This window comes from Roseibium porphyridii, assembly GCF_026191725.2.
Classification (GTDB): Bacteria; Pseudomonadota; Alphaproteobacteria; order Rhizobiales; family Stappiaceae; genus Roseibium; species Roseibium porphyridii.
Genome location: NZ_CP120863.1, coordinates 4,575,692 through 4,601,351 on the forward strand (window position 1 = coordinate 4,575,692; position 25,660 = coordinate 4,601,351).

24 protein-coding genes are annotated in these 25,660 nt (G+C 55.5%); 13 read left to right on the forward strand and 11 right to left on the reverse strand.

The features are described 5' to 3' along the window. Positions 1-248: 248 nt before the first annotated feature. The 10 genes from urtA (at position 249) to mog (ending at position 9,021) form a co-directional block, all read left to right on the forward strand. Positions 249-1,418: an urea ABC transporter substrate-binding protein gene (gene urtA / locus K1718_RS21075; RefSeq protein WP_247649434.1), complete on the forward strand. Its 1,170-nt coding sequence runs from the start codon at positions 249-251 to the stop codon at positions 1,416-1,418. Positions 1,419-1,586: 168 nt separating this feature from the next. Continuing rightward, positions 1,587-2,513, forward strand: a complete 927-nt coding sequence (gene urtB, locus K1718_RS21080) for an urea ABC transporter permease subunit UrtB (RefSeq protein ID WP_265680946.1) — start codon at positions 1,587-1,589, stop codon at positions 2,511-2,513. Between the two features lie 10 nt (positions 2,514-2,523). Further along, entirely contained in the window at positions 2,524-3,687 is a 1,164-nt protein-coding gene (gene urtC, locus K1718_RS21085) for an urea ABC transporter permease subunit UrtC (protein WP_265680945.1), read from the forward strand. Positions 3,688-3,696: 9 nt separating this feature from the next. Then, a complete protein-coding gene (gene urtD, locus K1718_RS21090) occupies positions 3,697-4,452 on the forward strand; it encodes an urea ABC transporter ATP-binding protein UrtD (protein WP_152502824.1) in 756 nt (251 codons plus the stop codon). 9 nt (positions 4,453-4,461) lie between these two features. Then, positions 4,462-5,151, forward strand: coding sequence for an urea ABC transporter ATP-binding subunit UrtE (gene urtE / locus K1718_RS21095; protein ID WP_152502825.1), 690 nt, complete (start codon positions 4,462-4,464; stop codon positions 5,149-5,151). Positions 5,152-5,201: 50 nt separating this feature from the next. Then, positions 5,202-6,431, forward strand: a complete 1,230-nt coding sequence (fmdA, locus tag K1718_RS21100) for a formamidase (protein ID WP_265680944.1) — start codon at positions 5,202-5,204, stop codon at positions 6,429-6,431. Positions 6,432-6,441: 10 nt separating this feature from the next. Continuing rightward, a complete protein-coding gene (locus K1718_RS21105) occupies positions 6,442-6,816 on the forward strand; it encodes an FmdB family zinc ribbon protein (protein ID WP_152502827.1) in 375 nt (124 codons plus the stop codon). Positions 6,817-6,940: 124 nt separating this feature from the next. Further along, on the forward strand, positions 6,941-7,486 hold the full coding sequence (locus tag K1718_RS21110) for a DUF2478 domain-containing protein (RefSeq protein WP_265680943.1): 546 nt from the start codon (positions 6,941-6,943) through the stop codon (positions 7,484-7,486). Further along, the gene (gene moaA / locus K1718_RS21115; protein ID WP_265680942.1) at positions 7,479-8,495 is read left to right on the forward strand and encodes a GTP 3',8-cyclase MoaA; all 1,017 of its coding nucleotides are present in this window, start codon (positions 7,479-7,481) and stop codon (positions 8,493-8,495) included. The genes K1718_RS21110 and moaA overlap by 8 nt, the downstream gene beginning before the upstream one ends. 4 nt (positions 8,496-8,499) lie before the next feature. Next, positions 8,500-9,021, forward strand: coding sequence for a molybdopterin adenylyltransferase (mog, locus tag K1718_RS21120; protein ID WP_265680941.1), 522 nt, complete (start codon positions 8,500-8,502; stop codon positions 9,019-9,021). A 70-nt stretch (positions 9,022-9,091) separates the two neighbouring features. Here mog and K1718_RS21125 read toward each other — a convergent pair whose 3' ends face one another. The 5 genes from K1718_RS21125 to K1718_RS21145 form a co-directional block, all read right to left on the reverse strand. Further along, positions 9,092-11,482, reverse strand: a complete 2,391-nt coding sequence (locus K1718_RS21125; protein WP_265680940.1) for a HEAT repeat domain-containing protein — start codon at positions 11,480-11,482, stop codon at positions 9,092-9,094. Positions 11,483-11,576: 94 nt separating this feature from the next. Beyond that, the gene (locus K1718_RS21130; protein ID WP_152502832.1) at positions 11,577-14,252 is read right to left on the reverse strand and encodes an arsenate reductase (azurin) large subunit; all 2,676 of its coding nucleotides are present in this window, start codon (positions 14,250-14,252) and stop codon (positions 11,577-11,579) included. Positions 14,253-14,263: 11 nt separating this feature from the next. Beyond that, positions 14,264-14,860: an arsenate reductase (azurin) small subunit gene (locus tag K1718_RS21135; RefSeq protein WP_152502833.1), complete on the reverse strand. Its 597-nt coding sequence runs from the start codon at positions 14,858-14,860 to the stop codon at positions 14,264-14,266. Positions 14,861-14,871: 11 nt separating this feature from the next. Beyond that, positions 14,872-16,014, reverse strand: a complete 1,143-nt coding sequence (locus K1718_RS21140) for a cytochrome-c peroxidase (RefSeq protein ID WP_209006666.1) — start codon at positions 16,012-16,014, stop codon at positions 14,872-14,874. A gap of 12 nt (positions 16,015-16,026) precedes the next feature. Beyond that, the gene (locus tag K1718_RS21145; RefSeq protein ID WP_152502834.1) at positions 16,027-17,100 is read right to left on the reverse strand and encodes a cytochrome-c peroxidase; all 1,074 of its coding nucleotides are present in this window, start codon (positions 17,098-17,100) and stop codon (positions 16,027-16,029) included. Positions 17,101-17,380: 280 nt separating this feature from the next. Here K1718_RS21145 and K1718_RS21150 point away from each other — a divergent pair, with 280 nt between their 5' ends. Continuing rightward, the gene (locus tag K1718_RS21150) at positions 17,381-18,160 is read left to right on the forward strand and encodes a Crp/Fnr family transcriptional regulator (protein WP_152502835.1); all 780 of its coding nucleotides are present in this window, start codon (positions 17,381-17,383) and stop codon (positions 18,158-18,160) included. Between the two features lie 134 nt (positions 18,161-18,294). Further along, a complete protein-coding gene (locus K1718_RS21155; RefSeq protein ID WP_265680939.1) occupies positions 18,295-18,792 on the forward strand; it encodes a plastocyanin/azurin family copper-binding protein in 498 nt (165 codons plus the stop codon). Positions 18,793-18,900: 108 nt separating this feature from the next. On the opposite strand, the gene K1718_RS21160 is transcribed toward K1718_RS21155, so the two are convergent. After that, a complete protein-coding gene (locus K1718_RS21160) occupies positions 18,901-20,160 on the reverse strand; it encodes a molybdopterin molybdotransferase MoeA (protein ID WP_265680938.1) in 1,260 nt (419 codons plus the stop codon). A gap of 368 nt (positions 20,161-20,528) precedes the next feature. Between K1718_RS21160 and K1718_RS21165 the strand changes: the two genes are divergently transcribed. Beyond that, the gene (locus K1718_RS21165) at positions 20,529-21,155 is read left to right on the forward strand and encodes an HAD-IA family hydrolase (protein ID WP_265680937.1); all 627 of its coding nucleotides are present in this window, start codon (positions 20,529-20,531) and stop codon (positions 21,153-21,155) included. Positions 21,156-21,245: 90 nt separating this feature from the next. Here K1718_RS21165 and K1718_RS21170 read toward each other — a convergent pair whose 3' ends face one another. From K1718_RS21170 to K1718_RS21190, 5 genes are all read right to left on the reverse strand, one after another. Next, positions 21,246-22,019 carry an IclR family transcriptional regulator gene (locus K1718_RS21170; protein WP_152502839.1) on the reverse strand — a complete coding sequence of 258 codons (774 nt, stop codon included), beginning with the start codon at positions 22,017-22,019 and terminating at the stop codon, positions 21,246-21,248. Positions 22,020-22,050: 31 nt separating this feature from the next. Continuing rightward, complete coding sequence (locus K1718_RS21175) at positions 22,051-23,412, reverse strand: TRAP transporter large permease (protein WP_152502840.1); 1,362 nt, start codon at positions 23,410-23,412, stop codon at positions 22,051-22,053. Positions 23,413-23,424: 12 nt separating this feature from the next. Beyond that, on the reverse strand, positions 23,425-24,090 hold the full coding sequence (locus K1718_RS21180) for a TRAP transporter small permease (RefSeq protein WP_152502841.1): 666 nt from the start codon (positions 24,088-24,090) through the stop codon (positions 23,425-23,427). Continuing rightward, the gene (locus tag K1718_RS21185; protein ID WP_256366665.1) at positions 24,087-24,215 is read right to left on the reverse strand and encodes a hypothetical protein; all 129 of its coding nucleotides are present in this window, start codon (positions 24,213-24,215) and stop codon (positions 24,087-24,089) included. Before K1718_RS21185 ends, K1718_RS21180 begins: the two co-directional genes overlap by 4 nt. 122 nt (positions 24,216-24,337) lie before the next feature. Then, on the reverse strand, positions 24,338-25,570 hold the full coding sequence (locus K1718_RS21190) for a TRAP transporter substrate-binding protein (RefSeq protein ID WP_152502842.1): 1,233 nt from the start codon (positions 25,568-25,570) through the stop codon (positions 24,338-24,340). Between the last annotated feature and the right edge of the window lie 90 nt (positions 25,571-25,660).

Below are 25,660 nucleotides of genomic sequence, written 5' to 3' on the forward strand. Positions count from 1 at the left end.
TACAAACGTAAAACGATCTCATAATTTCTCTGCGTTTGGAATCAGTCAATTGACCCACAGCAACTGACGCATTGCGGCAGTGCACAAATTCAAGCGAGCCTTCCCTCCATGCGGTGGCGCCACGTGGTGCCCTGCTCCAACCTCAAACATGGAGGGGTCACCTGATGCGACGCCTGAAAAACCTGATTGAAAACCGGCTCTCCCGCCGGGCAGTTCTTGCCGGAACAGTGTCGGCTGCAACACTCGCGATGACCGGTGCTTTGACGCCGTCATTCGCACAAGATGTCAACACGACCGGTCTTGCCGTTACTGAAGACACCGTGAAAGTCGGGATCCTGCACTCCGTTACCGGGACAATGGCAATTTCCGAAACCGGTTCGGTACAGGCAGAAAAGCTGGCAATCGAGCAAATCAACGCCATGGGCGGCGTTCTGGGACGCAAGATCGAATATATTCAGGAAGACGGCGCTTCCGATTGGCCAACCTTTGCGGAAAAGGCGAAAAAACTTCTGGTCAACGACAAGGTAGCCGCCGTGTTCGGATGCTGGACCTCCGCATCCCGCAAGGCCGTATTGCCGGTCTTTGAACAGTACAACGGCATGCTCTACTACCCCACCTTCTACGAGGGTTTGGAGCAGTCACCTAATGTGATCTACACCGGCCAGGAAGCCACTCAGCAGATCATTGCCGGCATTGATTGGGTCGCCAAGGAAAAGGGTGCCAAGAGCTTCTATCTGCTCGGTTCGGACTATATCTGGCCGCGCACGTCCAACAAGATCGCACGCAAACACATCGAAAAGCTGGGCCACAAGGTTGTCGGCGAGGAGTACTATCCGCTCGGCCACACCCAGTTCAATTCGGTGATCAACAAGATCAAGTTGAAGAAGCCTGATGTGATCTACGCAATCGTGGTCGGTGGTTCAAATGTCGCCTTCTACAAGCAGCTCAAGGCTGCGGGCATCGACATGACAAAAGAGAAGCCTCTGCTTTTGACCATTTCGGTGACCGAAGATGAAATTCGTGGCATCGGTGGAGAAAACATCGAAGGCGCTTACGCTGCGATGAAATACTTCCAGTCTCTCGACAATGAAAACAACCAGGCATTCGTCAAGGCTTTCAAGGAGAGATGGGGCGACGACATCGTGATCGGCGATGTGACGCAAGCAGCCTATCTTGGCCCGTGGCTCTGGAAAGCCGCCGTTGAGAAGGCGGGAAGCTTCGATATCGACAAGGTTCGCCTCGCGTCACCTGGTATTGAGCTGACGACCGCACCGGAAGGATATGTCCGCGTGCATGAAAACCATCACCTTTGGTCCAAGACCAGAATTGGTCTCGCCAAAACCGACGGTCAGTATGAAATGATCTACGAAACCGCGGACCTGATGGAACCGGATCCGTTCCCGGAAGGCTACCAGTAAGCCGACGCCTGTTCCCCAGGGACGGAAACGCCCGCTCTAAGGACGGGCCAACCCGGGGCGCTGCGTGGATGCAGCCTGCGCAGCGCCGCCTCAACAACCTCATCCCAACCCATTCCCACAGCAGGGGCACCGGCATTTGCGCCGCCCCAAAGCATGGAGACGTGCGCAATGTTCGCCGACTATACCTGGACAGAACTCGGGTCAATCTTTGCCATGCAGGGTTTTGCCGGACTGATCCTGTTTTCCGTCTTTGTCCTGATGGCCCTCGGCCTGGCCATCATTTTCGGCCAGATGGGCGTCATCAACATGGCTCATGGCGAGTTCATGATCCTCGGCGCTTACGTGACGTACCTGTGCTCCAATTTTGTCGAAGCTTACGCGCCATCCCTCTTCGGTGTGTACTTCTTCTTTGCCATGATATTGGCCTTTGTCGCCGCCGGGTCGCTAGGTGCGCTTGTTGAATGGTCTCTCATCAGACACCTCTATAAGCGGCCGCTCGATACGTTGCTGGCGACATGGGGCCTCAGCCTGATCCTGCAGCAAGCATACCGGTCGATTTTCGGTGCTCGAGAGGTGGGTGTCACCCTTCCGAACTGGCTTCTCGGATCGGTTCCGTTGACAGACATCATCGAGATCCCGATCAACGGGATCTTCGTGATGGTGCTCACCTTCTTCATCGCGATCGGCGTTTATTTCATCCTGTTCAGGTCCCGCATGGGCATGCAGACGCGCGCCGTGGTGCAAAACCGTGTGATGGCGGGTGCCGTCGGTATCAACACCGAAAAAGTCGACCGGAACACCTTTGCTCTTGGCTGCGGCATCGCCGGCATCGCCGGCAGCGCTTTCACCATGATCGGTTCAACCGGACCCACCGCGGGTCAGCTCTATATCGTCGACACGTTCCTGATCGTCGTATTTGGCGGCGCGGCCAGCCTTCTGGGCACGATTGCCTCATCTTTTGCCATCAGTCAGGCGCAATCGACAATGGAATTCTTCCTGTCCGGCTCAATGGCCAAGGTGCTCACCCTGTTGACGGTTGTCGGCATCTTGATGCTGCGCCCTCAAGGTCTTTTCTCCCTGAAAATCCGCCGCTGAGGAGGTAACGATGACCAGCTTGAAATCCTTCATGTCCCGGCAGGAAATGCTCGGCCTCCTGGTGATTGCAGCGGTGCTGTTCGTTGTCATGCCGCTCGCCATGGATATCTTCAGACTGAACCTGTTCGGCAAGTATCTGACCTACGCATTTGTCGCAATCGGCCTTGTCCTTTGCTGGGGCAAGGGTGGAATTCTGAGCCTCGGGCAAGGCGTTTTCTTCGGCCTCGGTGGGTACTGCATGGCCATGTATCTGAAGCTGGAGGCCTCAACACCGGAGGCCACCGCCATCCAGTCGACACCGGGCATCCCCGATTTCATGGACTGGAACCAGATCACGGCACTGCCCTGGTTCTGGCAACCATTCAACAGCCTCACCTTCACGATCGTCGCGATCATCGCAGTTCCGGCTCTGTTTGCGTTCATCATTGGCACAGCCATGTTCAAGCGCCGTGTGGGCGGGGTCTATTTTGCCATCATTACCCAGGCGATCGCGGCAATCCTGACCATCCTCATCATCGGTCAACAGGGCTATACGGGCGGCGTCAACGGCATCACGGATCTGCGCACTCTCAAAGGCTGGGATATACGGACCGATGAAGCCAAGTACATCCTCTATTATGTCAATGGCGGCCTGCTGATCGCGGTCCTGCTGCTCAGCCAAATCGTTCTGAAGAGCAAGCTCGGCAGGCTTTTGGTTGCAGTCAGGGACCAGGAAGACAGGGTCCGGTTCTCCGGCTACGACGTTTCCAATATCAAGATCTTCGTCTTCTGCTTCGCAGCCGTCCTGTCCGCGATTGGGGGCGCGATGTTCACCCTGCAGGTCGGGTTCATGTCGCCGTCTTTCGTCGGCATCGTCCCTTCCATCGAGATGGTCATCTTTTGCGCGGTTGGTGGGCGCCTGTCGATCTTTGGAGCCGTCTACGGAACGCTGCTCGTCAACTGGGCAAAGACAACATTCTCCGAGACGTTTCCCGAACTCTGGCTCTTCGGCCTCGGAGCTCTGTTCATCGCGGTGGTTCTGGTCTTCCCCAACGGACTGTCAGGTCTCTACCGCAGCTATCTCGCGCCGCTTGTGGACCGCTTCATCGTTCCGAAGGGACGAAAGGCTGAGCCGGACGAGCCAACGCCGGTGGCACCTTTCAGTGCGGACACAACAGCCAAACCCGCGGAGTAGGACGCAGTCATGAACACGCTCAACAACAACACGGATTTCCTGCTCGCCATCGAGAACCTGACCGTGTCCTTCGACGGCTTCAAGGCGGTCAACGATCTCAATCTTTACATCGACGAGAACGAAATCCACGTCATCATCGGCCCGAATGGCGCCGGCAAGACAACGGTTCTGGATCTCATCTGCGGAAGAACCAAGGCAACCGACGGGTCGATCAAGTTTCGCAACAAGGAACTGACAGCCATGCGAGAGCACGAGATCGTGCGGGAGGGTGTCGGCAGAAAGTTTCAGAACCCGTCCATTTATGAAGATCTTACGGTCTTTGAGAACCTGGAGCTCTCTTTTCCACGTGGCCGGACCGTCTTTGGCGCTCTCACCTTTCAGCGCGACGAGGAAGTCAGGTCTCGCGTCAGAGAAATCGCCGAGATGGTCTTCCTGGACACTCTTCTGGACATGCAAGCCGCTCTTTTGAGCCACGGTCAGAAGCAGTGGCTGGAAATCGGCATGCTGCTCATTCAGGACCCGGAGCTCTTGATGCTGGATGAGCCGGTTGCCGGCATGAGCGTCTCGGAACGCAAACAGACCGCAAAACTTCTGAATGAAATCACCAAAGGGCGCTCGGTGATGGTGGTCGAACACGACATGAAGTTTGTCGAAGACATCGCCCACCGCGTCACCGTCCTGCACCAGGGCAAGATCCTGTCTGAAGGGTCAATGGCCAAGGTCCAGGCAGATCCCAAGGTCATCGATGTCTATCTCGGTCACTAGGAGGCTCACATGCTGAATGTAGCGCATTACCACGTGGCCTACGGCCAAAGCGAGGTCCTGCATGGGCTCGATTTCACGGTGGCCCCGGGCGAAATCATTGCCATCATGGGACGGAACGGCATGGGTAAGACCACGCTGATGAAATCCCTGATGGGTATCGTTCCAACCAAGGATGGTGCGGCTGCCGTTGACGGCATCGATATCACGTCGATGAGAAGCTACGAGAGAGTGGCCAGCGGCATCGCCTATGTACCTCAGGGACGGATGATCTTTCCAACCATGACGGTGCAGGAGAACATCGAAACCGGGTTGACGATCAGCGGCCAATCCAAGGTGCCAGGAGACATCTACGAGCTGTTCCCGGTTTTGCTTGAAATGAACGGACGCCGCGGAGGTAACCTTTCCGGCGGTCAACAGCAACAATTGGCTATCGCCCGGGCACTTGCAACAAATCCCAAAGTGCTTCTGCTGGACGAGCCGACCGAAGGTATTCAGCCTTCCATTATCCGGGAAATGGCAAGGGTGTTGAGGCGCATCCGCGATGAGCGCGGCCTGTCCATCGTTGTCTCCGAACAGGTGCTCTCCTTTGCATTGGACGTCGCCGACCGCGTGCTCGTTCTGGAGAATGGCCGGCTCGTCCACGATGAACCCCGTGACAGTGTCGATGAAGACAAGGTCGCAGCATTCCTTTCCGTCTAACTCCGTTTCCAACCGCGCCAACGCATGCGCACTTCCAAGAGGAGAACCCCATGGCTGATACGCTGATTTCGGTAGATTTGAGTGAGTCTCCGCATACAAACGAGAAAATACACAATCGCTGGCACCCGGACATCCCCATGGCGGTCTGGGTTGAACCGGGTGACGATTTCAGGATCGAGACCTACGACTGGACTGGTGGGCAAATCAAGAATGACGATGATGCAGCCGATGTCAGGGATGTCGAACTTGAACAGGTCCACTACCTTTCCGGCCCTATCGGCGTCAAAGGTGCAGAACCGGGAGACCTCCTCGTCGTCGATATTCTCGATATCGGCGCCAAAGAAGAAATGCTCTGGGGGTTTAATGGCTTCTTCTCAAAGCAAAACGGCGGCGGCTTCCTGACGGAACACTTCCCGGAGGCACAAAAATCGATCTGGGACATTGAAGGTATGTTCACGCGCTCCAGGCACGTGCCGGGCGTCAGTTATGCTGGGCTTATTCATCCCGGACTGATCGGCTGTCTGCCTGACCGCTCAATGCTGGATATGTGGAATTCACGTGAGAAGGCCCTATTCGAAACGGAGCCCGACCGTGTTCCGCCGTTGGCAGCGCTTCCCAACACTCAGTCAGCTCACATGGGCCAGTTGAAAGGCGAAGCAAAGGAAAAGGCTGCCGCAGAAGGCGCGCGCACCGTGCCGCCGCGCGAGCATGGTGGCAATTGCGACATCAAAGATCTGTCACGTGGTTCAAAAATCTATTTCCCGGTTTATGTCGACGGTGCAGGCCTTTCCATGGGCGATCTGCATTTCAGCCAAGGTGATGGCGAGATCACTTTCTGCGGCGCGATCGAGATGGCCGGTTGGCTGCATATCCGCGTCAACCTGATCAAGGGCGGTGTAGCGAAATATGGTGTCAAAAACCCGATTTTCAAGCCTTCACCGATCACTCCAAGCTACGACGACTACCTGATCTTCGAAGGCATTTCAGTCGATGAAGCAGGAACCCAGCACTATCTGGATGTTCATATCGCCTACCGGATGGCCTGCCTCAACGCCATAGAATATATGAAGAAATTTGGATATTCGGGCGCTCAGGCCTACGCCATTCTGGGTACAGCACCCGTTCAGGGGCACATATCCGGCGTAGTCGACATACCAAATGCCTGCGCCACATTGTGGCTGCCAACCGACATTTTCGACTTCGACATGATGCCAGGCTCGGAAGGGCCAATGAAGTTCATTGACGGGTCCGTTGATATTCCGCTGGCTCTAGACCTTTGAGGAGAATGCTATGCCGGTTTATGACTACCTTTGTGCACAATGTGGGCCGATAACGGCGCTGCGACCGATGTCGGCTCACTCAGAACCAATCGAATGTCCGGTCTGCAAGCAGGAGGCGCCACGCGCTTTCCTGCAAGCGCCGAACATGTCAACTCTCTCAACGAGCGATCGGACAGCACATCAACGAAATGAAACGTCCCGCCACAGCCCCGTTCATTCGACCAAGTCGGATAGAGAAGATGGGGCCAAAGAGCGCAGGAAACGTCACCCGGCTGGTTGTTCCTGCTGTTCGAGTTCCAAAAACAGCTTTCGTTCAAGTGCTGTTTACAAGGCAGACGGCAGCAAGACGTTTCCTTCAAAAAGGCCTTGGATGATCAGCCACTAGAGCATTTCTCAACTTTGACTAAGGTCATGGCAACACAGCTGGAAGCGGCTCACAACTTGAATTGAACTTGAGCGCAATCCGTCAGCTTTTGACAACGGGCTGACAGTCTCATTGGACAATTCAGATGGTTGAAGACACACCGCTCTGCGGAGCAATCAGATCCAACCGAGGCGAAAACGTAGATCGCCTCCTGGAAACGCTTGTCAAACTGCTTCAGGCCGAGGGGCTTTGTGTATCCGGGGTCGTACAACGCCGCGCCGAATATGGTGATACCTGCTGCGCCGATATGGGGCTTGAACTCATATCGAGTGGCGAGACGATCGAAATATCGCAGGCGCTGGGGCGAGGATCGCAGGGCTGCCGGCTCGATCCGCGCAGTCTCGCCGATATAACGGCTCGATTGCAGACTGAAATCGACCTGAGACCCGACCTCCTTGTCCTGAATCGATTCGGAAAAGGCGAACAGGATGGCCAGGGCTTTCGACAGTTGATCGGCAAGGCCATGGAGCTCTCCATTCCGGTTCTGACCGTGGTTCGAGAGCCGTACCTGGAGGCCTGGCGTAATTTTGCCGGCGAATTGGCTGTCGATCTTCCAGCTGACCTGGATGCAACCGTGGCCTGGTGCCTGACTGTTTCCGGCAAACCGGCGGCGGTGGCGGCCAATGGTTAGTCTTGATCCTGCATGCGGTACGCTGAACGATCAGTTCGGTCGGACCGCGACGTATCTGCGCCTGTCTGTAACCGACCGATGTGACCTGCGATGCACCTATTGCATGGCAGAGAACATGACTTTCCTTCCACGCAAGGATCTGTTGTCGCTTGAAGAGCTTTATCGGCTTGCGACGATCTTCATCGGTCATGGCGTGCGCAAAATCAGACTGACCGGAGGAGAACCGCTTGTCCGCAAGAATGTGACCAGCCTTTTTAAGAACCTGTCCCGACATCTGGAAACAGGGGAACTTGATGAAGTCACCCTGACCACGAACGGATCACTATTGGCAGCTTACGCCGGTGAGCTTGTGGATTGTGGTGTGCGCCGGGTCAACGTCTCGCTCGACACGCTAAATGCCGATAGATACAGAACCATCACGCGCTGGGGCAAAATCGAGCGCGTCTTCGCAGGATTGGAGGCCGCAAAACGGGCCGGCCTGAAAGTCAAACTGAATGCCGTCGCCCAAAAAGGCGTCTTTGAAACCGAGCTCAATGACTTGATCCGTTTTGCCCATGAAAAGGATATGGATCTCACCCTCATTGAGGAAATGCCACTTGGCGGGGCGGCAGCGTGTCGCAGTCGAAGTTTCCTCTCTCTTGCGGAATTGCGCGGACGACTTGAAACGGAATGGACGCTCGAACCCTTGTCAGAGACGACCGGCGGTCCCGCAAAATATGTTCGGCTAAAGGAGACCGGCGGCAAGCTGGGGTTCATCACGCCGATGTCCTGCGACTTTTGCGCTGACTGCAACCGCATCCGGTTGAGCTGCACCGGCGATCTTTATACCTGTATGGGGCATGAAGGCGGCCTGGCTCTCAGGGAGCCTTTGCGTCAATCGAACGGCAACGAAAAAGTGGCGCAGCTCATTCGACAAAAGGTCTTCGACAAGCCACGCGGACATGCGTTTCAAATCAACGACACCGGGGTTAGCGGAATCGTTCGCTCCATGTCGACCCTTGGGGGATAAGCCGATGCGTATTGCCATTCTCGTGGTGTCGGACCGCGCCTCAAAGGGCGAGTACGAAGATCGGGGTGGACCGGCTATTCAGGCATGGCTGGAAAAGACCGTCACCACACCGTTTGAATGTGAAAGGATCATCATTCCGGATGGCTTTGAAAGCGTTCGCGACACATTGATCGACCTGTGCGATGCCAAGGCATTTGACATGGTGCTGACGACCGGTGGCACCGGTCCGGCTCCACGGGACCTTACTCCGGAAGCAACACTGGCTGTCTTCACAAAAGAACTGCCGGGGTTTGGTGAGTTGATGCGCCGGCGTAGTCTGGACTTTGTGCCAACGGCTATCCTTTCCCGGCAAACAGCCGGAATTCGCGGCAAGACTTTTCTGCTCAATCTGCCTGGCTCACCTGGAAGCATCGATGTCTGTCTGATGGCGGTCTTTGCCGCAGTCCCCTATTGCCTTGACCTGATCGGTGCAGGTTACATCGAAACCGATCCATCTGTGTTGAAGGCTCACCGACCCGGCAAATAGGTCCGACTCGCATGTCAAAACGCCCGCGGTCCATTTTGGTCCGCGGGCGCATGCGTTTCGCATCGAAGGTTTATTCGGCCCGAGCCGTTTTGCCGAGATCAGCAAGAATTTCGAGCGCGATGATACGGCCTGCTCCACTGACTGCGCAAGCGTCTTGCAGCTTGGTCATGATGCTGGTGGTCAGATCACAAACCCCTCGTTTTCCGACAGCGGCCGAGAGCTCTGACCAGAGCGCGCCACTTTCTTTGAATGCAGCCTCGAACAGAGCATCGGCAGCATCCCCATCGGCAGATGCACACATCCCTTTCAGGGCTGCGCGCCGTGTCGTTCGATCATCAGATCGAAGCAATTCACCAATTTGCGTCGGAAGAGTCTGCAATGTCATGCAAGCATTTAGTGCAGCCGCCTGATCGGCCGGGTCGTTGCCGCTGAGAGCTGCCTCAAAGCGCGGAGCCGCAACGGCGTCTGGTGCGAAGGACAAGAGATCAAGAAAGGCTGCCCTTGACGGTGCATAATTATCTGGTGGCAAGTTCACAAGAAGCGACCAATCCGCCTGAGACAGGGTTACGCCGTTGCCGCTTCGTGTCGCAAGCGCCGTTAAGGCAGCAACGCGCAATTCGTCGTCCCGGGACTCCATCGCCGCCAGCAAGACCGGTGTGAATACGGTCAGTTTTTGCTCGCCAATCAGCCTGACGGCAATTCTACGGATTTCCTGGGCCGTATTTGATGCAACGTCGGGCCGAACACGCTTCTTTTTCAATGTGGATTGCGCGAGTTCCAGAAACTTCAGGTCCTCGTCGGACAAGTCGATCTTCTCTTCCGCAAATTCAGCTTGTTCGACATCACCTTGCAGGATTGCTGCCAGCGTGCTTTGAGGGAACGCGACAATTTCAGCCGTCTCCTCAGATTGTTCGCCTTCACCCCTATCAAGGACAACACTTTGCGCTTGGATTTGGTCGGCGTCTTCAGTGTCATCATTCTTGGGTTCCGGTTTGCGATAGTCGCTCAGTTTGACCGGCTCATCCGTCTCGTCCTGAGGAATAATGTTTCCATCCCGGTCCAACACGATACGGTTTTTCGTACCGCCGTCATCATCGCGTGCACGCGCGCCAAACTGCTTCTGCTCCTCTTCTCCACCTTGCTTTTCTTCATTCTCGGTGTCCATTTCCTCAGACACCAGATCGCCTTGCGCAGCCAGAAGCAGAATAGCGGCAGCGTTGTCGGCAACCTCGCCGTCGCCATCGGACAAGGCCGACACTGACGCAAGCGCGGAAAGTCGCACCATTTGGCTCTTTGAAGTTATCCCTTCAGCCAGATACTCAAGGACCTCAGGCTTTTGGAAATAAGCGAGCGCCGACAATACAGATCGTTGGATTTCCGGTTTTGGGTTATGCGTCTTGATTTCCTGAAGTGCTTGAAACGCCTCTTCGCTTTTGCTGCGGCCCAGAACGTCAACCAGGGCGGATACAAAGTCTTCTCTTTCACCGCGCAGTTTCGCACCGGTGAGATCGACAAGTTTGCCAAGTTGGGTTGATTTCAAGTTGCATTCGTTCAGACGACGGATCGCGGCCAGCCTGACGGTTCTGTCGTCATCATGCACAACCAGATTGACCAGGTCATCGACCGATATTGTGGGCGACTTTGCCGCTGTCATGGATCGAATGAGCGGAGACGGGTCTTCGATCAACTGAGCGTCAGACAAGGGGGCTCCGCGCTCCAACATGGTTTCGAGCGCGGCCAAACGCACATCGACACTCTTGTCCTGACACAATCCATCCAAGGCCTTCAAGGCATGGGGGTCAGAGGAGGCGCCAAGGGCACGGGCAGCCCGGGAGCGCTGACGTTCCGACGCGCTCTGCCCGGCATCGAGAAGCGCGAGGAACCCGGGGCGACCAAGACCGGCATAAGCCTCAAAGACCTCGCGCCAGAGCTCTTGGCCAAATTCATCCTTTGCCGCCGTCATCAGATCATCGAGTGCTTCCTCGATCCCCAGGCGGCCGATCGTCCGGATCGCTTCCTTTTGAACGTCGAGCCAGTCATCCCAGTCGGCGTTTTCATCTTCCCAGGCAATTTCGTCGTCGAAACTTTCAACCGATAGCTTGCGCAAAAGCGGTGCCGCAAGCTCGCGGTCTTCCGCTTGAAGTCCGCTCAGTGCCGCAATCTTGGATTCGCTTACGGGATCGTTCCGAAGGCTCCAGAGGAAGGTCTCTCCCAATCCCTTCTCACCAAGCTTTACCAGCGTTTGCAGCGCGTCGACCCGCACATCGGGGTCGTCATTCCGAGTTGCCTCCAGCAGCACATTGCGCGCTGACGGGAGCCCCCACTGACCAGCTGCCTTTATGGCCAGACACTGCTCTGCGGGCGAACCTGATTGCACGATTTGAAGCATGGTGTTTTCAAGATCGCTACCAAGTGCCAACGCCTCAGGCTTCAAGGGAATCGAAGGTTTAGGCTGGGCCATTTCAGAAGAACCTTTGTCGTTAAAATGCTTGGAAAAACAATAAGGCGGGAACTCTCGTCCCCGCCTTGATCTTGATCAGTCTCTCGCAACACCCTTAGGCGATGTCACGGCGTGCGAAGGACATTGAACGGTAGCTTGTTTTGTAGGGCGATGTGCCGATCTTACGGATCCGGCCGACGCCCATCTTGTAGTTGTAGTTACCGCTGATCCAGTCGACCACACGCCCGGACAAGGCGTTGGCTGGTTGAGCCGTGTGCAGGAAGTCCATGTAAAGGAGCCCCTTCTTCACGGCTGGTGTCACGATGGCGACAGCTGTGATCGCAGCTTCCGTCAACTCGATGTGACCATGCTCCATCAGTTTTTCGAACTGGAAGTCATCGCCTTCCACACCGATGATCGTGTCTTTCTGAACCGGAATCCGGTCAGAATAGAGCATGACATAATCGCCGTTCTCGATGCCTCTGGCCGCCGCGTCATCGGGATGGATTTCCACCCAGTTTTCGGGCCAGCGTTGAACGATGTACGGACGACGGCGATCGTCGTAACCGGACTGCCAGCGCTCGTTGATACGACCAGACGTGACCCACAACTCATCGTCTTTCGGCTTCAGCCATGCCCAGTAGTCGGAGAACAGGCTCCAAGGTGACTTCTGGATGTTGCATTTGCCGGTCTGCGAGTTGAAATGGGTCAGTTTCTTGCCGAGGCGGTTTGCTCCGGACGGTCCGTCGGCTGGCAACTTGCGTTCAGTGTCATGCAGACGCTTGGTACCGACCAGCGTGCCGTCGTCCTGCAGAAGGACCGGCCCCTGGATGCCGTTGGTGCCAAACTCCGCCAGTTTCTCGTGCAGGGTTTTGCCTTCACGTTGTGCGACAACCTTGACGTTGAAGAAATCCTTGCGGCTTCCTCGTGAGAAACGGGCACCTTCTTCAAGCACTTCGTTGGAGTTCTTCCAATCAAAGCCTTTGTAACCCATCGCGGTTGCCAGTTTGGCAATGATCCACCAATCCGGCTTGGCTTCACCCGGTGCATCGTAGAACTTCGGATAGAGCCGAATACGACGCTCGCCATTAGCGCGGGTGAAGGTATCTTCACCCCAACCGGCAGCCGGGAAAACGATGTCGGCATAGCGTGCGCCGATCGGATCCACCAGATAGATATCCTGGTTGACGACGACCATGCCACCACTGTCAACGCGCCGCTTCAACGTGTCGATGATCTCCTGCTTGTCGAACGAACGGATCTGATGCGGATTTTGCACAGTCAGCTCGTTGAACTTCGCCGCAAGAGACTGCGATCCGCACATGGACTGTATCCAGGTGTTGCCGATCACGTGCGCAAAGCGCGTGTGGCCGGACATCAGATACCGGTCCGTATCCATCGCACGGCGGCGGCGGCCAGGCAGTTTTTCAGGCGATTTGTTACGTGGGTATTTGCCGCCACGTAGACCACCACGCTGGTGACCACCAGCCCGGCCAATCACTTGCCCGGGACGTCCACCGGCCCCGACGATGATGCCGAGAGCGGAGATGGCCTGGGTGTTACCGGTGTTGTTCGACCAGTAGAAGCCCTTTTCGATCATGACCGATGTCTTCGGACGTGATCCGTCTTCCTTCGGTTTCGCCATCCATTCTGCAGCGGTGTAGATCTTCTCAACGTCGATCTGGGCGATTTCGGCAGCCGTTTCCGGAGCGAACTCGTCCTGGGACAGGAGCCATTCTTTCCAGTCTTCAAAACCGGCGGTCTGGAACTTGCCCCAAGTGGTGCGCCACTGCCACGGCGTGTTGCGGGTGCCCTGACCGAAACCAGACGAGCTTTCCCATTTGTTGTTGACCCATTTCTGGATCCAGTCGCTGTCTTCCCAGCCATTTTCCACGATGACGCGGGCGATGGCGTTGACCACCAGCAGGTCTGTGCCCGGCTGAATGTCGAGCCACATGCCGCCGTTCTTTTCGGCGTAGGCGATACCACCGGTCTTGCGGGGAACCATGAAGATCGCTTTTTGACCATTCTGAATGCCAGGCATCATCCAGTCCGTAAACAGGATGGTCTTGGTTTCATAAGGGTCGGTGCCGCAAACAAGCAGCGTTTCGGCGTCTCTCCAGTCTTCGTAAGATGGTCCGAAGTTATCGAAGCCCGCATCCCGGAAGCCGGGTGTGGACGTCACGTCGGACGGCGTGTCGTGGAAGGTGAAATTGGCGGTGCTGACACTGTTCAGGGCGTATTTCGTGATGGCATATGTGTTTTCCATATAACCATACGAGAATGTCTTGACGCAGTAGGCATTTTCACCGTGTGTCTTGATCACATGCTTGCCGACTTCCGCCGCGATTTCCATCGCGAAGTCCCAAGTTACCGGCATCAGGACGCCGAACATGCGGATCATCGGAGACTTCAACCGGTCACGGGTCGGGGTCTGCGGATTGTAGACCTTCTGCGCCAGAGCCCCGCCGCGAATGGATGAGTTGCCGAGAAGATTGACGTGCTCGGTATCCTTGTCGGGAATGATGATGACGTGATGTGGTTCGCCATCATGCAGCACGACATTGTACTGGTTGGGTGCAACCCAGGGGCCGAGCGGATCGACCGGGAAGTCGACGCCGAAAGCGTTTTCCTCGGCCTTCTCACCGCCAACCTTGCCGCCCTTGACCGGCCAGCGATAGATCTTGTAACCGCAGGCGACAATGCAGTAGTCGCAAGCGGTCGAGATCACATCCGCATCCACCGGAGGCAGCGGAATATTCGTCTCTGGGATATAGTAGGGTGTGGACATTATCGGTCTCCTCAGCCCTTGAGATTGTCGTAACGGCCATAGATCAGGCCGAACATTCCAACGGCATAGATGTCATCTCCATCCAGCTCGAGCAGCACCTGAGGCAGGCTCTGGTAAGCTTGTCCGGAAATGAAAATACCGTGGCGCGTCAGATCGAATGTGGTCAGGTGCAACGGGCACGGCCCCAGCACCTTGTCCTCGGATTTGTAAGTGCCTTGAAGCGGTCCGCCCTGGTGAGTACAGGTGTAGTTGAAGGCAACCACATCCTTGTTGGGACCGATCCCGCCGCCGGCTTCACGGCCGAGCTTGACCAGCATGGATTCCGAATAGGCACCATCATCCGGATAGGTGAAGTCGAGAGGCTCATCCTCTTTCAGCTCCGAGAGCTTGCCGATCAGCTTGCGTTCGTAGGTCGAAACCACCGCCGGAACCTTTGCAGACGAAGGGCCTGCCTTCAGAGCGACCATGACCGTGAACGTGGTGATGCCCGACGTCAGAAGAAACTGACGTCTGTTCATGAGGCACCGCTTGCCTGTCTTGGCAACGTCCTTCGGGCCGTTTATGGCTTCGATCAGGGCCGGATCGATCGGTTTTTGATGTTTCGTCATAATCCGTCTCCTTAGTTCGAAGCCGCCGGAAGGACGTCGTATTCGGGAAGCTCTGGCTCCTCCATCACGATACGTTCACCGGAAAGGCTTTCCAGGAAGGCCAGCAGATCGGCTTTTTCGTCGTCATTGAGGCCGAGAGGTTTGATGAGCTCACTCTTGGTTTCAGCGAACTCGTTTTCACCGCCACCCTGGTTGTAGAACTCGATGACGTCTTCCAGCGTTTCGATCATGCCGTTGTGCATGTATGGTGCTGTGTACTTTGTGTAGCGCAGCGACGGGACGCGGAACTTGCCGAGATGGTTCTTGTCCTTCGCACGGAAGTAGACACCCGGATCGTCCTTGAAGGTCCGGTACATTTCTTCCGTCGATCCCTTCGCATAAAGCTCATAGCGGAAGGTGATCTGGGCAAGCTCGTCAGTTTCCCAGCCATCATATGCCGGAACGCCGAGGTTGTAGTATTTCTGGTTGCTCAGCAATGCTCCATTGTGACACTGGGAACAGCCTGCCTTGCCGGTGAACAGTTCCAGACCCCGCTTTTGAGCATCGTCCAGAGCCGCATCATCGCCGCGCATATAGTTGTCGAATGGCGTGTCGGTCTGAACAAGTGTGCGCTCAAATGCGGCAATTGCCATCCAGGCGTGGCTCAGGCGCGGATATTCGGTTCCAAAGACGTCCTTGAACCGTTCACGATATTCCGGCACGAAAGCCAGGCGAGCTTCGAGCATGTCATCTTCGCCATTCCCGGCGACTGCCCCTTTGGCTGCCGATTTAGCCTGTGCCTCCAGCGACTTGGAGGACCCTGCCCAGAAGAGGTTGCCGTAATAGGCCGAGTTGATGATTGTCTGGGAGTTCCGCCAGTGAACCGTGCCTGGATATCCAAGCGAGATCTTGTCGGGGAAGTCCCACCCGGCATCGGGCAGGTGGCATGCCGAGCATGGCATTGCGCTGTTACCGGAAAGACGCGGATCGAAAAACAGCATCTTGCCGAGTTCGATCTTCTCAGGTGTTTGCGGGTTGTCTGCCGGAATGGGCGGATCACCCAGCGGCGCAAGGTCTGCCGGCCGATCGGCGGCAATTGCTCCGGTGGCGATTGCAAGCACTGATGCACCTGCGAGAGCCCATGCGGAGACGGTTTTCTTCATGGCTTTTGACATGATCCTGTCTCCTCAGTTGGTCGCGTTTTTCCAGTCGGGAACGACTTCAAATGCATAGTCATCCTGTTCCCAGACATAGGCGGGTTGGTTGTAGCTATCGCCGGAAAGCGCCTTCAGAAATTCAACCAGGTCAGCCTTTTCGCCGCGGGTCAGTTCAAGCGGCTTCAGACGAGAATCCTTGTTCGGATCATCTCCACCGCCCTGGTTGTAGAATTCGACCACGTCTTCCAGCGTTGCCAGCGTGCCATTGTGCATGTACGGCGCGGTGTAGGTCAGCTCGCGCAAGGTCGGGGTCATGAAGGTTCGTTTCGAGCTTTCCTTGTGATCGCGAATGTAGGCTCCGAGATCCGTGCGCACGTTCATGTAGTTTTCGACACCCATGAATTTCGCATAGGCGACGTATGTCTGGTGCCGCAGCGGGTCGGACCAAATGTCCGGATTGTCGGGAACCCCGATGTTGTGCGGCTGATCGTCGGTGAAACGGTCACCGGAATGACAGGCCGTACAGCCAGCCTTGCCCTTGAAGTTCACGTAACCGCGTTTCGCGGCTTCGCTCATTTCACCGGTATCGAACGGGGAGCCCGAAGAGGCGATCGACTTCAGGAACTCCTGAAGCGCAGACCGCGCGCCGCCGTTTGAGGGTTCACCCTTGCCGGCAGCCTTGAACATTTCGACATAGACAGGATCCTGCTTCAGACGCTCCTGCATCATCCGCATGTCCATGTTCATGATGTAATCTTCCGTGATCATTTCACGGGATACATCGTTCAGGTTCGTGCCGAGCCGGCCATCGTGCATCCAGGCCGCGCGCTGGCCAACATTGGCAAGCGTGGGCGTGTTCCGAAAACCTTCCGAGCCGCTATAGGCCGTTGAAAGGGCTTCGCCGTCGGTGAAGGCGAGATCCGGTTGATGGCAAGACGAACAGGAAAGATTGGTGTCGCCGGACAGGCGCGTGTCGTAGAAAAGACGCTTGCCGAGTTCGGCCAGCTCGGGATTGACCTCCATCGGCGTAACCGGACCCTGATCTGCGGACCAGGCAGCCGTGGTGGCTAATAGCAGAGCTGCAATACTTGCAGTAAGGCGCATAGGACCCTCCGTAGTGGAGAGGAGTATTAGAACGCGATCACCACTGAATTCGGCGACCGCTCAACTCCCCCATCACGGCGAGTATTCACTTGTGAAAATCATCAGCACTGATTGCAATCAATCGTCTGTTTTTTTGAGTAATCATACGTAGAGATTGGAAGTAAATTTAATATTCAAACATTCGAAAATATATATTTATCAAACAATTGTGACGATTGATATTGCTCAATTATGTATTCGAAGACAGACCATATAGTCCCTCCAACAGTAGGGGCCTGATATGAGAACAATGAACGGACTGTCGGCGGAGAGCTATACTGAAGATCAAGATGCCGGCAATCTGTGCAGTCTGGAACACAGCTGCGGTTTTCATTCCCAAAACTGTATTTGCGCCGCTCTTCGAACGACTTTCGGAATAGATCTCCCGAAAGGTGCGCATAAATATGCGCTTGCGACCGGACAGGAATTAGACCCCGAGACACTTCCAAATTCACCCGTTATCGGCATCCTGACCGGCGCGGTCGCGATCGTTGCCCACCTCAGCGACGGCCGAAGAACGATCACAGGCCTTTTCCTGCCCGGTGACTACATCAATCTCGCGACACTGCAACGCCAGTTCGATGGCACGATAACGGCACTGACACCCAGCGCGGTCCAGTTGATGGAATACCCGGTTTTCGAGAAACTTCTCAGTCGTTCCGATACGGCCAGAGACCACTTTATCGATCAGACAAACAACTTTCTTTTCCGCCTTCTCGACCACAGCAACGATCTTGCCAAGAAGACGCCGATCGAACGCATTGCCGCGTTCATTTTTGAGCTCAAAAGCCGGATGCTGCCGCGAAGCGGACATCAATTCAATTCGATCACCATTCCGTTCGGGCGCCGCGACATCGCCGACTATCTCGGACTTCAACCAGAAACCGTCAGCAGAGGATTTACCACGCTGACGAATGAAGGGGTTATCAGCCTTCCCGAAGCCGACCTGGTCACCATTGAGGACGTTCGCCGATTGCGTCTGATTGCCAACGGGGGACGTCCCAGAAAACGTGGCGCTTAGCAGCGCCCACTCAATGCACCCAACTGGGCTGTTCTTCTGTCCACACTTTCAATCCGCCAAGCCATCGCGGTCAACAGGCGTCGTGAACGCCACTTCTTGACAGGTAGCCAGGTCAACCTGGAGTGAACTCAACCATGCCAAGCGCATTCTCTAAACATGCTGCGGTAGCCTCCGTTTTGGCTGCCCTCGTCCTTGCGACATCACCCGCCTATGCCGAAGACACAACTTCCAACACGAAGATCGATCAAATCAGCGACCCGTTGGCCGACCGGGTGCTGGACATGTTTCGGTTTGAGCCGAATTTCGTTGCACTGAAGACGGGAGAACGGGTCACATTCAATAATTCCAGGGGCCAGCACACTGTTGTAAGCGTCAAGGGACTGATACCCGACGGAGTTGAAAAGATTTCCGTTGCCAATACCGCAACCGAAACCATGACAATGGACGTGCCTGGACTTTATGTCCTGACCTGCAAGGTTCATGGCCGCTATGGCATGGTCATGCTGCTGGCTGTCGGAGACCCTGACAGTTGGAAAAATCCGCCGGAAAGCTGGACCAGGAAACTCTCAGGTCGTTACGACGAAAAGCTCCAGGAGCTGCTTGCAAAACTGGACGCAAAGTTCCCGCGTTAGCCCGGTTCACTCGCGTTTCTGCGTTTCAGCTGCAATATTCCGGGTAGGCTTTGGAGCAGTTTGAAAAAACAGCCGGCCCTGAGATCCTTCAAGGGCCGGCTGCTATCTTTAGAGACCCATGTCGGCTCTGAACGGATAAAATTGCAGTTCAGATCCGGGTTCTATGCTTGAACAGCTAGCAGGAACCGCCCCCAGGCCGTCTGCCTCGATCAGAGGCATGAGGCGAGCAGAGCCGGCCCTGCCCGTCTTTTCAAGAAGCGGAAAACCTTCCTGTGACGTTCCGACTATATTGCAGGGGAAGAATTCCTGCCGACCAGGCCTTCTTTGCCAACTAAAGGCAGCTCTGGCGTTCAGGATCAATGGCGCTCGTTGCACAGCACCGACCAGGGCTTCAAGAACCGGCCTGCCGACCAAAAGAAAATCAACAAAACAGGCAAGCGGATTTCCCGGCAAACCGAGGTATACCGCCTTGCCGATTTTTCCGAGCGCAATCGGCTTGCCGGGCTTAATTGCCATACGCCAGCCTTCTATGCTGCCTCCGGCGGCAACCACGGCAGATTTCAAATGATCTTCCTCACCGACCGACACTCCGCCCGATGTAATGATGAGATCGTGATCTCGTGCTGCCTCTTTGAGCGTCTCCGCAATCGCGCCGAGGTCATCCTTGATGATGCCCAGATCGGTTGTCTCCACGGCGTTTGAATTGAGCAGTGTGCGCAGCATCGGCCGGTTGGTATCGAAAATATGGCCGGGGCCCATTCCAACGCCCGTATCGCGCAGCTCGTTGCCTGTCGACAGCACGGCCACGCGAATTTTCCTGACAACACATGCCGTCTGATAGCCGCTTGCCGTCATCAACGCAGTATGGCGCGCATCGAGGCGTGTGCCACTGCGGACAAGAGACTGGTTCACTTGAACGTCTTCGCCTGTTCGGCGAATGTTGTCGCCTTCGGGCACGTCGAAGTTAGGCACAACATGCCCATCCGCAACGTTCGCGTGTTCCTGCATCACAACAGATTGGGTACCGTTTGGCGTTGGAGCGCCGGTCATGATGCGGACAGCTTCGTCCGGGGCAATCCGGCCTTTCGGGCAGTCTCCGGCAATCATTCGCCCGACAATCTTGAACGCTTTTTCCCCGCTTCCACCCAGCGCATATCCGTCAACCGCCGAATGATCATGAATTGGCAAGGAGAAAAGCGAGACCGTTTCACCAAAGTTGACCCTGCCGGCGGCGTCCGGCAATGGAACGTCTTCAAACTCGGTGATCTTGCTGCAAAGGCTGACAGCCCGTGACACGGTGTCATTGACGCTCGAAAGCCGTTTTTCCTGGGCGTTGTCACAACAATCAAACTTGGCTTTGCTTTCCATGGACTTGGTTCCGGGCTGAATAATTGCTTGGTTTTTCAAGATCCTGACAAGCTAACTCAGACCCACCTATCTTACTTTGACGAGCGTCAAAGGCCGTTTCTTTGAAACGATGCCCATTCCACAATCGACAGCTGAGCAATAGGTTCGCCGACTTGAGCAAGGCATGAGTGCCATCTCATCTGATGTGCGCGTCTCGCTCTACCAGGCGCCATCGGTGCAATCAGAATCCATGCACCTTCCGGCAGGAGGCGTCTCACTTTCAAGGCTTCCGGGGACGGAACATATGATAGCGTCGCAACGCGATTTCATGCCGAGCCGTTGTTTGGGCAAAATTTCAAAACTTATTGCAGAAGGAACATTCCCCAAAAATGATGAAGCTAGATCGAGCTTATTCGGCTGTCTTGTTCGACATGGACGGAACGCTGGTGGATTCGCGTGTGGTAATCGAGCGGATTTTGACGGAATGGGCTGTTGCCAACGGCGTCGATCCCGATGCCCTGCTCGCAGTTTCACATGGCCGAAGGACCATCGATACACTGCGGGACTTCGCGAAAGCCGGTACTGATTGTGAGGTGGAAGCGGTAAAAATTGAGGCGGCGGAAACCGCCGATGTCTGCGGTATCGTGCCCGTTCCGGGTGCAGCCGAACTCTTGAGCCGTTTGCCGCTGACACGTTGGGCAGTCGTTACGTCTGCAGGCCGCGATCTCGCTATCAGAAGGTTGTCGGCTGCTGGTCTGCCCATACCCGAAGTTCTCGTGTGTGCGGAAGATATCGAACACGGCAAGCCGGATCCTTCTGGATACCACCTGGCTGCGACAAGGCTTGGTACGACCGCCGACCAGTGCCTTGTCTTTGAAGACGCTCCTGCTGGAATTCAGGCTGGACTGAACGCTGGATGTGATGTGATTGCGATCGGCTTTGCAAGTCCAACCGACACAAGACCCGCGTGTCCGTTGATTTCAGATTTCGAAGCCATCGAGTTCCGATTGAACTGACCCAAGAGTGCTTCGGTACTAGATAGGATACTTCAGGTTTTTCACACAAAACCGGACTTCAACATTGAATGATAAGACTGAGAATGGATCTCAATCGGCAAGAAGGCTGGAGAGCTGAGCCGCGGCTGATTTCAATTTGTCGACATGATTGATCGCGTCATCGAGCGGCAATCTTTGTTCCGGGGCGTGAAAAGACAGGGTTGAAACCAACCGGCCGTTGGCTTCGATGATTGGCACGGCAACAGCAATCATGCCCTCCATGAACTCGCCGTTGTCGGTTGAAAAGCCGCGCTCGCGAACTTTCGCAACCTCTTCGATCAGCACCTGAGGATCTGAGATCGTTGTCTCGGTCATGGCGTCCAGTTTTGTTGAAGCCGAATAGTTCCTGAGATGCCTGCGATCAAGACTGCTCAGATACATCTTGCCGCTAGCGGTACAGTAAAACGGTACTCGTGTGCCAACCGGCAGCTGTATGCGCAAAGGCCACTTGGTCTCTACGCGGTCCAGATAAATCATGGCATCGCGGTCAGGAATAGCGATGTTGCAGGTCTCGCCGATCTCTTCTGCGAGCTTTGCCAGGATTGCCAGACGCGCCGTACGAATGCGCAACGACGACAGGATACCTGCCGACATCTTCCGCAAACGAAGACCGGGCGAGTAACCCTTTCCGTCAATCTCCCGTTGGATGAACCCTTCACTTTCCAGCGTCGTGAACAGCCGGTGGATGGTCGGCTTGGGCAACCCGAGTTTGGAATTCAGCTCGGTGGGGGTGACCGGAACGCCTGTTTCGGCCAATTCTTCGAGAACGAACAGCAAACGCAGATTGGTTGGAATTGCATTTTCCCTGCCGTTTTCGTCCACCATGCAGTCCCCTTCCCCCTGTCCTGCCTCCGCTTTAACCGGTTGGAACCAGGATTGTCGAGAGGGTTGGGACCAAAGCGACAATAAACCAGACCACCAGGAGCGAGATCAGATATGGCACCGTGTACCTCAGAAGACGGAAATAGGGAACGCCCGTTACGCCCGATGCGACATAGAGGTTAAGTCCGTATGGCGGGGTGACGAAGCCAATTGACGCACCAACGAGGAAGATGACGCCGAATTGCAGTGGATCGACACCGACCGAATGGGCTGCCGGAGCAAGGATTGGCGCAAGGATGATCGTCACGGGCAAACTTTCAAGCACCATTCCTGCGACGAAAACAATCATCATCGATGTGAACAGAACGGCGTAGTAGCCCCCCATGCCCGTCACGAAATCGCCGATGATCTGCTGTGCACCAAGCACGGACAGTATTTGCTGCATCACCACAGACACAGCGATCAGCGGTGCGAGAATACCGGCGATCTGCGCAGAACGCATCGTGATGCGCGGCAGCTCCAACGGGCCGAAACCTTTGACGACCAGGTATTCTCCGATGTTCCGTTCTTTGTAGCTGCGCTCTTCAGATGGTGAGCCCAGCAACTTGAACAGCGGCAAACTTATGAAACCGACCAGAACGCAGAAGCCGACAGTAACGCCCGCAGCTTCTGTCGGTGAGAACTTGCCGGTGTAAATGCCCCAGAGCACGAGACCGATGGCAAAGAAGCCCAGCCACGCACCGGTTGCTGTCTTGAACACCCTGATGAAATCCAGCTGAATGAGATGACCCCAGGCATTTCTGCTGCAAATGACAAATGCGACCAGCATCATGGCGCCGACCATCATGGCACCGGGGACAATTCCGGCGAGGAACAACTCGGAAATCGGCAGGTTCAAAAGGAATCCATAGACGATGAAGATGATCGACGGCGGGATAATGATCCCCACCGTTCCACCGGCGGCGGCCGTCGCCGCTGAAAAGCGCTCGTCGTAGCCGCCCTTGACCATTTCCGGATGCAGCATCGAGCCGATTGTTGCCGTTGTCGCGGAGTTGGAACCCGATATGGCTGCAAACAATCCGCACGCTCCAAGACTGGCCATCGCGAGACCGCCGCGCAGCCAGCCAAGACAGGCATAAGCAAAGTCCGACAGGCGTTTGGCAATCCCCGATCGGTTGATCAGGTCTCCTGTCAGAATAAAGAGCGGCATGGCAAGAAGCGCGAAACCGTCAGTAAATACGTCTGCAAGCGCCGCACCTGTGTTGATGAGGGGAAGGCCCAGCACAAAGCTCATGCCGATCACCCAGTATCCGATGACGAGAAACACCGGCACGCCGAGCATGAACAAGACTGTGACGCCGATTGAGATGAGAGTGGTCCAGGTACCGTCAGTCATGTCTTGAATTCCTCAGTCTGAGCCAATCGCGACGGCGCCGGTAAGCGGCTTTCCGGTCATCAGGTTTTTCACGTCAATCAACCAGTTCTCCATTGCCCGGGCCGCAATCAGCAAGAATGCGAGCGGCACGGAAATCAGGAACCACCACTGCAGCACGTTGTCGGTGCCGAGCATGATTTGGAAATTTGCAGCAGAGTTCGCCGCAACCTGTGTGGAGGTGACAACAACAACCCAGGAAAAGCCGAGCCATAAAAGGGCGTCCAGGGTAAGACACAAAAATTGTGCGGGACGCGGCATAGCCATTCGGAATTCGGAGAACGCCAAATGCGTCCTAAGCTTCACATTATAAGCGCAGCCCATCCACGTCATGATCAGGAACAGGAAAGGAGGAAGCGTGGTCGACCAGGGTGCCTGTACGTTCAAAACAAATCGCCGGAAGACCTCAACGAATATGATCGCACCTATCAGGAGATAGGTCGACGTCATGATTGTGGCTTCAAGGCTCCGCTCGATCCAGGGCACATAGTGATAGACAAGCACGATCAGGGCGCCGCCAATGAGGGTAACAAAGGCTCCGACAACCCAAGCTGCATCGGTTTTCAGGGCTTCACTGATCATCCAGGCATCGTTTGACAAAACAGCACTGAAGATCTCGGCAGCTTCGCTGACGATACTCATGACATGTCTCCTCCCAAGCCAGACCGTGTCTGGACTTTTGCAGCTGGTGACCACTCCGTTTCAATGCCGGCTCGTCCGGGCACCAGATCTGCAACGTAACCCATGGAGCCCACGGCACGTGCCATGGGGTTCTTGAAATACGTTTCTGAAAACGCGTTCCCTGGAAACGTATATGAAGTTCCCCTCAGGCCCCATCTGTGAAAAGGGCGGCGAGGTCCTCCACCCCGCCGCCGCTGTTTTCTTCTCGTCAGCCCTTCCACCAACGGCGAGGCTCTACGTTTTCCGGCTTCATGTCGGCAGGCACTTCGCGGGCCACACGATAGAGTTCCGCGTAGGTATCCATGCCGCCAGCCCAGTTGTTGATGCGCTCGCGCCATTGTGCCCAAGGTTCCGGGTTGAATTCCGGCGAACACATTTCCTCAGCCATCTTGATCTGATCATCAGCCAGGAAGGCCGGACGAACGTCGTTCTCGGCAAAGAGCGTGCCCGGCATCACCGGATCAGAGAAACCGACGGTCTTGACCAGCGCCGCCTCGTTGGCAGCCTGAACATGAACCTGCGCCAGATAGGCCGATTCCATAACCGCATCCTGCAGATTTGCATCAAGGCTGTCGAAGACCTTGGCGGACATGGCAGTGTGCTCGGTGCCACAGAAGAAACGCAGGTCAACCGATTGCGAAACGACCGGCGACATGTTGGCGTAGGCAACTGCAGAAGCCCAGGTTTCCGCGCCGTCGATCAGGCCTGTTTTCAAGCCATCCAGGGTCTCTTCCCAGGCAACCGGAACCGGGTTCAGGTTCAGAAGCTGCATGGCAATACGCCCCAGCTGGGTGCCAGTAACGCGGTTTTTGGTTCCGAACAGTTCTTCGAGTTTCGTAACCGTCGGCTTGTCCGCAAAAGACTGGCCAAGCTGGATGCCGCGCAATTCGCAATGGCTGAAGAGGAACTTCAGGCCATGGCGTTTTTCAAGTGGATCGCGCAGGATCTTCTGAGATTCCGGGCTGTAGAGGAAATGATACTGAGACGCGCGGCCCGGGAACACATAGGCATAGTCAAGAACGTTCAGGTAGGGAGCGCCACCTGCAGAGTTCTGAGTCGACGCAGCGTAGATGTCCACGATGCCGTTTTGTGTTTTTTCAACGCAGTTCAACTGACCACAGATCTGGTTGTCACCGATGAATTCAATTCTGATTTCACCATCTGTGCGCTCTTCCAGGTCACGCGCAAATTCCAAGCATCCTGCCCGTTCGATCAACAAGTTGCGCGCATTGAAACCCGCAGCTCCGAACTTCAGATTGTGCTTTGCTTCCTTCTTGTAACGCTTTTCGTAAGTGGACTCCGCTGCTGAAGCCAGTGCGCTCAGAGAAACCGTGCCTCCGAGAGCGCTTGCTGCAAACAGTGTGGAAGACAGACCGTATCGCCCGGCGACTTGGAAAAACTCCCGACGAGAAACCCCATCAAGCTTATCCGAAATTTTCATGAACTCCTCCTCCGTGTTCATATTCGGCAATTTTTGAGACTTGCAGTATCATTTTTAATCATTATTGTTGCTACCGCAAGGAAAACTTCA